Genomic DNA, 12,813 nt, shown 5'->3' on the forward strand with positions numbered 1-12,813 from the left:
CCGGACCCGATGAAACTCAACCTCGTGCCGGCCCGTACCGGCGTGCTCTGGGTCCGCGCCGGACTCAAGGCCTTCGCGAAGCAGCCGCTGGCCTTCATTTCGCTGTTCTTCTTCTTCATGGCGATGGTGTCCATCGCCTCGCAACTGCCGCTGGTCGGTGCCGCCATCGCGCTGATGCTGCTGCCGACCATGACGCTGGGCCTCATGGCGGCCGCGCAGCAGGCCTCCGGCCCCGAGAAACCACCCGCGGGCACCGTGTTCCTGGCGGCGCTGAACGCGGTTCGCGCCGACATCCGGCCGATGGCGGTGCTGGGCGCGCTCTACGCGGCCTTGTTCCTGGGCGTGATGGCGATCTCGGCGCTGGCCGATGGCGGCCAGTTCGCCCGCGTCTACCTGCTCGGCGGCCCGCTCACGCGGGAACTGGCCGAATCGACCGAGTTCCAGGTCGCGCTGTGGATCGCAATGGGCCTCTACCTGCCGCTGTCGCTGGCCTTCTGGCATGCGCCGGCGCTGGTCCACTGGCACCGCGTGCCGCCGGCCAAGAGCCTGTTCTTCAGTTTCGTGGCCTGCTTCAAGAACTTCGGCGCACTCACGGTCTTCGGCCTGGCCTGGGTCGGCGTCTTCATCGGCGCCGGCATCGTCCTGAGCCTGCTCGCCAGCCTGCTGGTGGCGGTCGGCGCGATGGGCGCCGGCGACGGCGCCGCTGCGATCGGCGGTGCCCTCATGATCGGCGGCGCGCTGATCATGGCCGCGATGTTCTTCACCAGCACCTGGTTCACGTTCCGCGACTCGTTCCAGGAGTAGCCGGGCTCGCGCCCGGGCCGGGCTGCGCCGGCCGTGGCGGGGACGGCGGGGTCAGACCGGGGTGAGTTTGGCGACCGAGAGCGCCAGCCACTTGACGCCGTGGCGCGGGAAATTGACCTGGGCGCGGGCATCGTCGCCGCTGCCTTCGAGCGCCGTCACCGTGCCTTCGCCGAACTTGTTGTGGAACACCTGCATGCCGGAGCGCAGCCCGTGCGAAGGCGCGGCCTTCTGCGGCGGGACCGGCGGGCTGGCGAACGAATCCTTGCTGAAGCCGCCGGCGCCGCCGCGCGTCGTGGCATAGCCGCCGCCATAGCCGAAGGCCGAAGGCGTGAAGCCCTGGTTCTTGGGCGTCAGCCACTTGAGCGCGCCTTCGGGCAGTTCGTCGAAGAAGCGGCTCTTGAGGTTGTAGCGGGTCTGGCCGTGCAGCATCCGGGTCTGCGAATGGCTCATGTAGAGGCGCTGGCGTGCGCGCGTGATGGCCACATACATGAGCCGCCGCTCTTCCTCGAGGCTCTCGTTGTCGCTCATCGAGTTCTCGTGCGGGAACAGGCCCTCTTCCATGCCGGTGATGAAAACGCAGTCGAACTCGAGGCCCTTGGCCGCGTGCACGGTCATGAGCTGCACCGCATCCTGGCCGGCCTGGGCCTGGTTGTCGCCCGATTCCAGCGCCGCATGGGTCAGGAAGGCGGCCAGCGGGCTCAGGGTCTCGCCGGTCTCGGCGTCGGGCGCCAGCGGCTCGTCGAGCACCGGCCGGTTCGGGTCCAGCCCCTGGCTGGCCGGCGACTGGCGCAGCTCGTCGACCGGCAGCGCCACCGCGTCGCGGCCGAAGCCCTCCTGGGTGACGAAGCTCTCGGCCGCATTCACCAGTTCTTCCAGATTCTCGATCCGGTCGGCGCCTTCGCGGTCGGCCTTGTAATGCTCGATCAGGCCGCTGTGGTCGAGCACCAGCTCGATGATCTCGCGCAGGGACAGGCCCTGCGTCTGCTCGCGCAGCACGTCGATCTTTGCCACGAAGGCGGTCAGGTTGCTGCCGGCCTTGCCCCCCACGGCGCTCACCGCGTCGTGCATCGAGCGGCCGGCGGCGCGGGCCGCGTCCTGCAGCTGCTCGATGCTGCGGGCGCCGATGCCGCGCGGCGGGAAATTGACGATCCGCAGGAAGCTGGTGTCGTCGTCCTTGTTCTCCAGCAGCCGCAGGTAGGCCAGCGCGTGCTTGATTTCGGCCCGCTCGAAGAAGCGCAGCCCGCCATACACGCGGTACGGCACAGCGGCATTGAAGAGCGCCGTCTCGATCACCCGGCTCTGCGCATTGCTGCGGTAGAGCACGGCCATTTCCTTGCGGTCGATGCCGTCGCGCACCAGCTGGCGCATCTCCTCGACCATCCATTGCGCCTCGGCGAAATCGCTGGTCGCCTCATAGACCCGCACCGGCTCGCCGGGGCCCTGGTCGGTGCGCAGGTTCTTGCCCAGCCGCTTGGTGTTGTGGCTGATCAGCGCATTGGCCGAATCGAGGATGTTGCTGTAGCTGCGGTAGTTCTGCTCGAGCTTGATCTGGTGCGAGACGTCGAACTCGCGCACGAAGTCGGCCATGTTGCCCACGCGGGCGCCGCGGAAGGCATAGATGCTCTGGTCGTCGTCGCCGACCGCGATCACGCTGTTGTCGTTCGGCGTGAAGCGGCCCTCGGCCGTCGTGCCCGAGAGCATCTTGATCCAGGCGTACTGCAGCCGGTTGGTGTCCTGGAACTCGTCGATCAGGATGTGGCGGAAGCGCCGCTGGTAGTGCTCGCGCACCGGGTCGTTGTCGCGCAGCAGTTCGTAGCTGCGCAGCATCAGCTCGCCGAAATCGACCACGCCCTCGCGCTGGCACTGTTCTTCGTAGAGCTGGTAGAGCTCGACCTTCTTGCGGTCGTCGTCGCTGCGGGCCTCGACGTCGCGCGGGCGCAGGCCGTCTTCCTTGGCGCCGGCGATGAACCACTGGGTCTGCTTGGCCGGAAAGCGTTCGTCGTCGACGTTGAACTGCTTCATCAGCCGCTTGATGGCCGAGAGCTGGTCCTGGGTGTCGAGGATCTGGAAGGTCGACGGCAGGTTGGCGAGCTTCCAGTGGGCGCGCAGGAAACGGTTGCACAGGCCGTGGAAGGTGCCGATCCACATGCCGCGCACATTGACCGGCAGCATCGCGCCCAGCCGGGTCATCATTTCCTTTGCGGCCTTGTTGGTGAAGGTGACGGCCAGGATGCCGCCCGGCGACACCTGGCCGGTCTGCAGCAGCCAGGCGATGCGGGTGGTCAGCACCCGCGTCTTGCCGGAACCGGCGCCGGCCAGGATCAGGGCATTGCCGGCCGGGAGCGTGACGGCGGCACGCTGCTCCGGGTTGAGGTTGTGAAGCAGCGGCGAATCTGCGGCGGCCGCGAGGTCGGTGAACATCCGTCGATTGTAGAAAGCACTGCGTATGGGGGTTATACGAAGTGCGCGAACCCCTTCTTCCGGCCGGGCGTGTAAAATCAGTCACCGGGCCCAAGTTTCTTGCGCCCGGTTTTTTGTGCCCGTTTTTTCGCTGCCTCGCGCAGCGCGAACAGCTCGAAGGCCGGCCGGACCAAGCGCTCATTCCCCTGACACAAAGGAGCTTGGTATGCAGATTTTCGACTACGACAACATCCTCTTGCTGCCCCGCAAATGCGTGGTGGAAAGCCGCTCGGAATGCGACGCCAGCGTCACGCTGGGCGGGCGCAGCTTCCGCATCCCGACGGTGCCCGCGAACATGAAGACGGTGGTCGACGAGACCATCTGCACCTGGCTGGCCGAGAACGGCTACTTCTACGTGATGCACCGCTTCGACCTGGACAACCTCAAGTTCGTCAGGGACATGCACGCCAAGGGCGTCTTCGCCTCGATCTCGCTGGGCGTCAAGAAGCCCGACTACGACACCGTCGACCAGATGGTCGCCGCCGGCCTCGCGCCCGAATACATCACGATCGACATCGCGCACGGCCATGCCGACAGCGTGAAGAACATGATCGCCTATCTCAAGAAGAAGCTGCCGAAGGCCTTCGTGATCGCCGGCAACGTCGGCACGCCGGAGGCCGTGATCGACCTCGAGAACTGGGGCGCGGATGCGACCAAGGTCGGCATCGGCCCGGGCAAGGTCTGCATCACCAAGCTCAAGACCGGCTTCGGCACCGGCGGCTGGCAGCTGTCGGCGCTCAAGTGGTGTGCGCGCGTGGCGACCAAGCCGATCATTGCCGACGGCGGCATCCGCGACCACGGCGACATCGCCAAGAGCATCCGCTTCGGCGCCTCGATGGTGATGATCGGCTCGCTGTTCGCGGGCCACGAGGAATCTCCCGGCCAGACGGTGGAGGTCGACGGCGCCCTCTTCAAGGAATACTACGGCTCGGCCAGCGACTTCAACAAGGGCGAGTACAAGCACGTCGAGGGCAAGCGCATCCTCGAGCCGATCAAGGGCAAGCTCGCCGATACGCTGGTCGAGATGGAGCAGGACATCCAGAGCTCGATCAGCTACGCCGGCGGCCGCAAGCTGATGGACATCCGCAAGGTCAACTACGTCACGCTGGGCGGCGACAACGCAGGCGAGCACCTCCTGATGTAGGGCGGCTCAAGCCTCCAGCAGCTGCGCCGCCAGCCGGTGCAGCCGATGCGCCGGATCGGCCAGCGCGTCGACGATGCTGAAATGGTGGCGCCCCGGCATCAGTTCGCACACCGGCACGGTGCGCGCACCCCAGGCATCCCGGATCAGCGCGTTCTGGCGCCTGAACTCCTCGCTTTCGTCGGCGCCGGCGACCGCCCAGAGCCGGCCGCGCGCCGGCGCCGGCCACAGCGCCGGGCTCAGGCGTCGCGCCGATTCGCCGCTCAGGCGAATCGCATCGGCGATGAAGGGCGCGTGCTGCAAGGGCCGCAGGTCGTGCACGCCCGAGATCGACAGCGCATTGCGCACCAGCTGCGCCGGGAGGTCCGGCGCCACGGCCGGCCAGTCGCAGCCCAGCAGCATCGCCGCCAGGTGACCACCGGCCGAATGCCCCGAGACCATGATCCGGGCGGGGTCGCCGCCATGCGCCGCCACGTGGCGCCAGGTCCATGCCAGCGCGCGCACCATCTGCAGCGCGATGTCCTCGATGCCGACCGGCTGCTCGGGCGTGCCCGGGCACAGCGCGTAGTTCGGCATCACGACGCAGACGCCGCGGTCGTTGAAGGCGCGGGCGATGAAGGAGTGCTGGCTCTTGTCGAGCGAGCGCCAGTAGCCGCCGTGGATGAACACCAGCACGGGCGCATCCGGCACCGGCGCCGGGAACACGTCGAGCGTCTCGGCCGGCCCGTCGCCGTAGCGCAGGTCGAGCTGGCAGGGCAGCGCGTCGCGGGTCGCGGCGGAATCCACCGCCCAGCGCTCGAGGTAGGCCGGATGGTCCGGCACCAGCGCGCGGTTGTTGTACATGCGGTCCAGCCAGGCGGGATCGTACGAGGCCATCTTTTCATGCTCCAGGTTTGGCAAGGCGCGCATCTTGGCATGACGGCCGCGGGGGCGTGCAAACGGCAGGCGGTTCTGGTTAGAATTCGCCTTGTGTTGGGGGGGTAGCTCAGCTGGGAGAGCGCCGCGTTCGCAATGCGGAGGTCGTGAGTTCGATCCTCATCCTCTCCACCAACTTTCCAGCATTCATGCGGGCTGCCGAGCGATTTGGCCCAATCACCCCACATAGAACCCCACTTTCGAAAAATGCTTGGCCGTTAGATCGGCCAACCGCAGGATCGATCTCGCCCGATCTACTGTCCACGGGCGCGCACATGCAATCCCGAACGGTCACCCTTGTCGTCCGCTTCGCGTACCGCCCCGTTACCATCGACTCCTACAAAAGCGCTGGCGTCATCAAGGGGCCGGCAAACAAGTGCTGCGGGGGAGAAGCGTTTGAAGAAGCCAACGATCGCTCTGAAAGAGCGACAAATTCGCCTCGCGGCATATCGGGCGCGGGAGCGCTTTCTCCGGGCGGGTAGGCGACGCGTACCTCAAGCGAACCGATACGTCGCACCCGGCGAGCTGATCAAAGCGCCAACTCGCGTTGACGTTACTAAGGGGTCGGGCCGCGAAGTCGTGAAGTTCCTCCGAGCCCTGGCAACGACTGTCCTGGTCAACAAAATGCCCGTGAGGCTCGACTTTCGACTGACAGAAACGTTCTACCCCGCAGGCACGATCATGCTCTATGCGGAAATTGATCGAATTGCCACCATGTCCGAGTTGCCCAAGCCGGTGACCATCATCGACCCGCGTGCGCGTAGACCTCGTGAGGTTCTCAAGCAGATTGGCCTCCACGAAATCACAGGCGACAAGTGCGACGTAGTGCCAGAACGCGAAGACGTAGTCTATTGGAAGGCAACCAAGGGGGTTGACCAGTCGGGCGAGAAGCTTGCGATGCTTGAGGTCGTGGCGGAACGGGTTAACGCTGCACACGCGCAGCAGCTCGAACTCAGCGGTGCTTGGAGAGGCGTGAGCGAAGCGGTCGCCAACTCCGTGGAACACGCTTACAAGCTCCCGAGAGCCGACGGCTTCACTGGGCTTCCAGATACGCGCTGGTGGATGTTCACACAACTTAGGCAAGGCACATTTACGATGGCGGTATGCGACCTCGGCTGCGGGTATCGCGCTACGATCGCACAGACGGTGCCAGAGCAGTTCCTCGCTGAAGTCGTTGCAAGGTTTGCGGGCGGAAACCGAGATGCCATCGCGATCCGTGCGGCGATGGAGTACGGGCGCACGGGAACAAAGAAGACAGAGCGCGGCAAGGGTTCACGCGATGCTCTTTCTGTCGTCCAGAAACATGGCGCAGGCGAGCTGATAATTTTCAGCAATACCGGATGGATGCGGTATGTGTTTCGCGGCGGCGAGCAGGTGGACGAATTTCAAGGCGATCTTGGAATCGACATTCGCGGCACCATTGTGTGGTGGAAGTTGCCACTGAAAGGGGATTAGAAAATGATTACGGTTAGCGTCGCGAAGGATTTCACTCGCTACCCCGCCGGCAGATATAAGCAAAACGGCGAAACGAGCGGTGAAGCGTTCCGCGAGCGTTTTCTAGAAGGGCCGCTTCGGAACGGAGAGTCAGTTTTGGTTGATTTTGACGGCACTGTCGGCTACGGCTCATCGTTTTTGGAGGAAGCATTCGGCGGCGTGGTGCGCGCACTGAAAGTTCCTTCTTCGTTTGTCAAAGAACATCTGAAGTTTAAGTCGGCCGATCCCTCTATTTGTGAAGAGGTAGTCGAATACATTGAAGAAGCTGGGCGCAAGCTGGGATGAGCGCAGGCGGCGAGTTCTTCGCTTGGCTAGGACAAGCTGCAGTAGTTGGATTTGGCTGGTGGGTTATTCATCGACTTTCGGCCGCGAGAGATCGCGACAAGGCCCGACGTGAAATGGTTGCTGACTCGGCAGACCACATCGCCTACCAATTGAACGATATCCACTCTGACGCTCGTGCATACCATCTAACCGATCGCAATGCCACAATTGAAGTCCGCCTAAAAATGTCGCTACAAGATGCGGCCATGCATGCGGCTGGGTTAAGCGATATCTGCAAGGATGATGCCATTTTGGCCCGTTGTCGCGCTGAAATTTCGGCGTTACGCAGAGCCATTACAGGCGAGCACTTTGAAGATGAGCAGCTTGGCCCATTGCCGGAGACCGCCGAACAGTTTCAAAGAATTGCAGACGCGTTCTTACGGGCAAAACGAGGCTTGCTGCAATTGAAACATTTGCAATTTCCAGCCGTCTAATTCCCGGCGGTCACTCAAACAGCCGATTGGTTTTTCTTATCGCGCAGCAGCGCGGCCGACACTAATAAAAATCCGTGAGCGCGGCAGCCGTACCCTGGACAGCCCCCAATTCAGCCTGAAGTGACGAAGCCCAAGATCGCCTCGACTTCGGCTGGCGTTGTATCGAACCACTCTATCCCTGGGACGTTTTCGCGCCACTTCCCGCGCGCCTTCAGGACGTTGTGCACGGCAAGCTCCGTGTGACCCACTCTGTTGACCTGCCAGCGCCCGAGAATGACCGGATTGTCGAATGACGCGGCCCCTTTGCACTGCTGCGCAACGCGACCGGCCACGTCATTTAATGTCTTCCCCACCTTGATGGGAAACGGCTCGTCCTGTCGCACCAAGACCGGGAAGCTGAACGCGTATATCCAGCCTTCAAACTCGGCTGCCTCATCATCGCCTTCTTCCAAGGCAGCTTCCTCAATCTCGTCGTCCGTGATATCGGCGGCGGTCTTTGCTCGAAAAATGCCTTTTCCGAACGGAACGAATAGCTCCTGCTCCATGACCAAAAACGCCACGAAGAATTTAACTATCGAGTGGATGGGGTCAGTCCGATCGGAGTGAGCCTTCTTGATCCTGAGTTGCTGTTGGTCTTCGGTGAGGTATTTATCGATAACAAGCTGCGCCAAATCTTTCAGCCTGAATTCGACGCCGTTGCTGACCTCCGGCATCGCCTCTACTTCCGGGATAACCGTGTAGCGACCAAACTTGTAGCAGAACGATCTCGTGGGTTCAAAAACAAAGTCCATTAGGTTCCTGCTGAAAGAGAACATTCGCAAATGCCGCCGGGCGCCGCTTGGATCGCCAGGACGGACATCGTATCCGGGCGTGGACGAGCTCCTCCGACGGCTCCAGTTCAGCCCGGGTACAACGGCAATCCGCGCGGGTCCAGTCGCTCAGAAGCATGCCGATTCTCTGCGGTCCTGACGCGGTAGACCAAGCGGTCAACGCCAAATGGACAACCAAATTGTCGACCGATGCCGGCATCGCCCTCCAGCCCGTCCAACCCGGCTTTCCTCTGGAAAACGGGCCGTCCCCCTCGCTGCGCATGGATCGAGACTCGCGGCAAGTCGGATCGCAGTCCGGCGGGGAGTGCCTTCAAGAGTGGGTCGGGGTCTTCGGGCCTGCTGCGTCAATCGACGTAGTACTGCGACCGGCCCACCCTTGAAGGCTTTCTCTTTTGGACTGCGCTCCGACGAGTTTCAACGTAACCGGAGCATCGCAGTGAACCATTTCTTCGGCGCCGTCGTGCGCTACCTCTCTAGGCAGCCGCTGCTGCTGGCCTTCCTGACGATCGGCATCGCAGATGCAGCCCGTGCTCTCGCGGTCGGCGGCCTTGCTTGAGCGATGGCGGTATCCGCCCGTCGCGATCGGAGTTGCGACCGGTACGGGTGCGGCTGTGTGCGTCATCCTGACGAGGCTTTTCGGCGTTTGAACGGGCCGCATTCGCCGTCTGAACGTATGCTTTTCCGCCGTTCACGACCTGCGAACTCCATTCGCAGATCAGTACGCTGTCCTGTCCGTCGTCGGCGGCGTGGCGACCTCCCGACTACTGGGTCTGGCGCGCAATAGCGGCGACGGCCCGGGCCCCGCCGAGCCCATGACCTACGCGGTACTCGCCGATGTGTAGGAAACCTCGCGCCCGTCACGCGGCGCACCCCGCACTTCGTAGGGAGGCGGTGTTGACCGCCCCCGCCTGCTTCGGCGCGGTATCGAGGGCGCGCACGTTCCCGATCGCGGCACCGCAAAGGAAACGGCGAGGGTCCAGCTACCGATCGAAGAACGTCACTACAACGCGCCCGGCACGAAAGACGACTCGTCGGTGGCCGTCGATGAGGCCTACGACGCCTGACTTCCCTACAGAGCCATGAGCGGGCCTTTTTTACGCCCTGCGGGATGGCATGATCGTGCCCAAACCTCTGAAACAAAAATGCTGAAAGAGCACCCCGCCGCATGAGCCAAGTTCTGATCAATCAGTACCTCGCCGACCTGACCCGGCTCAAAAAGGTATCAGGCGAAAAACGCGAAGGGATCGTGAGCGAGGCGTTCAAAGACTTACTTAAAGGTTGGGGCCGCCAGCACGACCTTGTGTTCATCCCCCAGTACAAACTCGAATCGCTGACCAAAGACAAGCGTTACGTGGACGGCGCGCTGCTGCATGAGCTTCGCGTGCCGTTTGGCTACTGGGAAGCGAAAGACGATGCCGACGACATCGACGAAGAGATAGTCAAGAAGTTCAAGCGAGGCTACCCGCAAGACAACATCATCTTTGAGGACAGCACTCAGGCGGTGCTGATCCAGAACCGCAAGCAGGTGATGCGCTGCGGCGTAGCCGATCCGGAGGAACTTGAAAAGCTGCTGAAACTCTTCTTCAGCTACGAGCGCTCTGAGATCGCGAACTTTCGGCATGCCGTCGCGCAGTTCAAAGCCGACCTGCCGGCGGTGTTAGAAGCGCTGCGCACGATGATCGAGCGGGAGCACAGGGCCAATACTGCCTTCGCGAAGGCATCGAAAGTGTTTCTCAAACATGCACAGGAGGCGATCAACCCAAGCCTGTCCGCCGCTGATGTTCGGGAAATGCTCATCCAGCACATCCTGACTGAAGAGATTTTCTCGAAGGTGTTCGACAGCGAGTTTCACCGTGACAACAACGTCGCCAAGGAACTCTACAAGCTCGAAGGGACCTTCTTCACGGGGAGCTTGAAGAAGAACACCCTGAAGGGACTAGAGGCTTACTACGCCGCGATTCGAGCAGCCGCCGCGCAAATCGGCAACCACCACGAGAAGCAGACCTTTCTGAAGGTCATCTACGAGAACTTCTACAAGGTCTACAACGCCAAGGCCGCCGATCGGTTGGGCGTGGTCTACACGCCCAACGAGATCGTGCGCTTCATGATCGAGGGCGCCGACTGGCTATGCGAAAAGCACTTCGGCCGCAACTTGATCGACAAAGACGTGGAGATCCTAGATCCGGCGACGGGCACGGGCACCTTCATCAGCGAGCTTCTCGAATACTTTAGCGGCCAGCCCAAGAAGCTGGCGCACAAGTACAAGGACGAATTGCACGCCAATGAGGTTGCAATACTGCCGTACTACGTGGCCAACCTGAACATCGAGGCTACGTACGCCGCCATCACTGGCGAGTACGCCGAGTTTCAAAACCTGTGTTTTGTTGACACGCTCGACAACGTGGGCCTGCATACCCAAGCGCACGGCGTCACGGCCGACCTGTTCGGCAGCGTGAGCGAAGAAAACGTGGCCCGCATCAAGCGCCAGAACAGTCGCAAGATCAGCGTGATCATCGGCAACCCGCCGTACAACGCGAATCAGGCGAACGAGAACGACAACAACAAGAACCGCGAATACCCCGAGGTCGATGCACGCATCAAGCAAACCTATATTCACGAGAGCACGGCGCAGAAGACCAAGCTGTACGACATGTACGCGCGATTTTTTCGCTGGGCCAGCGACCGACTCGATGCGAACGGAGTCCTGGCGTTCGTGACGAATCGCAGCTTCATCGAGAGCCGCACCTTCGACGGCTTTCGCAAGGTGGTGGCGCAGGAGTTCGCTGAGTTGTACGTGGTCGATCTCGGCGGCGACGTGCGCGCAAACCCGAAGTTGAGCGGCACAAAACACAACGTGTTCGGCATCCAGACCGGCGTGGCCATCAGCTTTCTGGTCAAACGCAAAGGCAGCAAGGGCGGGCGCGTGTTCTACACGCGGCGGCCGGAGCTTGAGACGGCGGAAGAAAAACTGTCATGGCTGGGCAGCGCGGCGTTGAGTCGGCTGGCGATGGAGGAGGTGCGGCCGGACGCGAAACAGAACTGGCTGAACCTTACAAGCAATGACTTCGATGAACATATGCCGGTGGTGTCAGATCGCGGCAAGGCAATCTTCTCGCGATTCGCCAGTGCAGTGAAGACGAACCGCGACGAATGGGTCTACGGCTTCAATGACGATACAGTCATCGAGCGCGCAGAGTTCCTCGTCGACCGCTTCAACGCTCAGCGCAAAAGAGGGCTCAAAGACAGCGCGGCGCTCGACTATTCGATTAAATGGAGCAGTTCTCTCAAAAAGCAGTCCGAGCGATTGGAGGTTCGTCGAGAGAAACTGGTCCGGTCGACTTGGCGGCCATTCGTAAAACAGTGGTACTACAGCGACAAACCGCTCAGCGATAGATTGACCCGCAATCACTTCGAGTTCTTTGGGCCAAATCTCACGGATGATGTCGCAGCGCTCTACCTTCCGGGACCACCGCTAGCAAAAGAGCCACATGTGCTTGCGATCAGTGGGGTAGCCGACTACCACGTCACGGGCGATGCGATCACCATTCCAAGAAGTTTGCACGGCTTCGACGGTGGCACAGTTGACAACATTACCGACTGGTCTCTGGCGGCGTTCAAGAAGCACTACCAGCCCGGCCGAGGCAAAAAGCTTCAGCCAATCACCAAAGAGGCGATCTTCCACTACGTCTACGCGGTGTTGCACGATTCGGTGTACCGCGCAAAATATGCGCAGAACCTCAAGCGCGAGTTTCCGCGAATCCCGCTATACGGCGGCAGCGAAGCCGACTTCTGGCAATGGTCTGCGTGGGGCAACGCGTTAATGACGCTGCATATCGGGTACGAACAGGCGGAGCCGTTCGCCCTCGTGCGCAGCGATGTGCCTGATAAAAAGGTGCGCGCTTCCGGCCAATCGCCCAAATGCATCCTGAAGGCGGACAAAGGCACCGGACGCATCGTCATCGACAGCGAGACTGCACTCACGGGCGTGCCGGCCGAAGCTTGGACCTACATGCTCGGCGCCCGCTCCGCGATCGACTGGGTGCTCGACCAGTACAAAGAAAAGAAGGTCAAGGACCCAACGATTCGGGAGAAGTTCAACACCTACCGATTCGAGGATCACAAGGAGCAAGTGATCGAGTTGCTGGCGAAGGTCACGACGGTAAGCGTCCAGACTGTACGAGTCCTGAGTGAGATGCAAAACGGCACGCGATGAGGAAGCGGCCGGCGACCTGACATGATCCCTGAACTACCGACGGCCGCTCGACCGAATCGAGGCATACGACGTTCGAGCGGGCATTAAGGCCGACGCTGAATATGAGGCACGCCATGTGCGCAGATGTTCACGCGCTATGCCGAGGTCACGCCGATGTTCTCGCTTCTGGAGAGGGCCGCCGAGGTCTTCGGCGAGGCC

At 62.1% G+C, this 12,813-nt stretch carries 9 protein-coding genes and 1 tRNA gene; 7 read left to right on the forward strand and 3 right to left on the reverse strand.

The annotated features are described in order from the left end of the window. Positions 1 to 9 precede the first annotated feature (9 nt). Complete coding sequence (locus QTI45_RS12210; RefSeq protein WP_286654535.1) at positions 10 to 804, forward strand: BPSS1780 family membrane protein; 795 nt, start codon at positions 10 to 12, stop codon at positions 802 to 804. A 51-nt stretch (positions 805 to 855) separates the two neighbouring features. On the opposite strand, the gene QTI45_RS12215 is transcribed toward QTI45_RS12210, so the two are convergent. Next, positions 856 to 3,225, reverse strand: coding sequence for a UvrD-helicase domain-containing protein (locus QTI45_RS12215; RefSeq protein WP_286654536.1), 2,370 nt, complete (start codon positions 3,223 to 3,225; stop codon positions 856 to 858). A 205-nt stretch (positions 3,226 to 3,430) separates the two neighbouring features. Between QTI45_RS12215 and QTI45_RS12220 the strand changes: the two genes are divergently transcribed. Beyond that, complete coding sequence (locus tag QTI45_RS12220) at positions 3,431 to 4,408, forward strand: GMP reductase (RefSeq protein WP_286368602.1); 978 nt, start codon at positions 3,431 to 3,433, stop codon at positions 4,406 to 4,408. Positions 4,409 to 4,414: 6 nt separating this feature from the next. Here QTI45_RS12220 and QTI45_RS12225 read toward each other — a convergent pair whose 3' ends face one another. Next, on the reverse strand, positions 4,415 to 5,281 hold the full coding sequence (locus QTI45_RS12225) for an alpha/beta hydrolase (protein WP_286654537.1): 867 nt from the start codon (positions 5,279 to 5,281) through the stop codon (positions 4,415 to 4,417). Positions 5,282 to 5,379: 98 nt separating this feature from the next. On the opposite strand from QTI45_RS12225, the gene QTI45_RS12230 reads away from it, so the two are divergent. The 4 genes from QTI45_RS12230 (at position 5,380) to QTI45_RS12245 (ending at position 7,572) form a co-directional block, all read left to right on the forward strand. Further along, positions 5,380 to 5,455: transfer RNA gene (locus tag QTI45_RS12230), tRNA-Ala, on the forward strand. 261 nt (positions 5,456 to 5,716) lie between these two features. Beyond that, positions 5,717 to 6,775 carry a hypothetical protein gene (locus QTI45_RS12235; RefSeq protein WP_286654538.1) on the forward strand — a complete coding sequence of 353 codons (1,059 nt, stop codon included), beginning with the start codon at positions 5,717 to 5,719 and terminating at the stop codon, positions 6,773 to 6,775. Between the two features lie 3 nt (positions 6,776 to 6,778). Then, complete coding sequence (locus QTI45_RS12240; protein WP_286654539.1) at positions 6,779 to 7,099, forward strand: STAS-like domain-containing protein; 321 nt, start codon at positions 6,779 to 6,781, stop codon at positions 7,097 to 7,099. Continuing rightward, on the forward strand, positions 7,096 to 7,572 hold the full coding sequence (locus QTI45_RS12245; RefSeq protein WP_286654540.1) for a hypothetical protein: 477 nt from the start codon (positions 7,096 to 7,098) through the stop codon (positions 7,570 to 7,572). Before QTI45_RS12240 ends, QTI45_RS12245 begins: the two co-directional genes overlap by 4 nt. 110 nt (positions 7,573 to 7,682) lie before the next feature. Here QTI45_RS12245 and QTI45_RS12250 read toward each other — a convergent pair whose 3' ends face one another. Further along, on the reverse strand, positions 7,683 to 8,363 hold the full coding sequence (locus QTI45_RS12250; protein ID WP_286654541.1) for a GIY-YIG nuclease family protein: 681 nt from the start codon (positions 8,361 to 8,363) through the stop codon (positions 7,683 to 7,685). Between the two features lie 1,204 nt (positions 8,364 to 9,567). Between QTI45_RS12250 and QTI45_RS12255 the strand changes: the two genes are divergently transcribed. After that, entirely contained in the window at positions 9,568 to 12,615 is a 3,048-nt protein-coding gene (locus QTI45_RS12255; RefSeq protein WP_286654542.1) for a type ISP restriction/modification enzyme, read from the forward strand. Positions 12,616 to 12,813 lie beyond the last annotated feature (198 nt).

The sequence above is a fragment of the Variovorax saccharolyticus genome, from assembly GCF_030316765.1.
Classification (GTDB): Bacteria; Pseudomonadota; Gammaproteobacteria; order Burkholderiales; family Burkholderiaceae_C; genus Variovorax; species Variovorax saccharolyticus.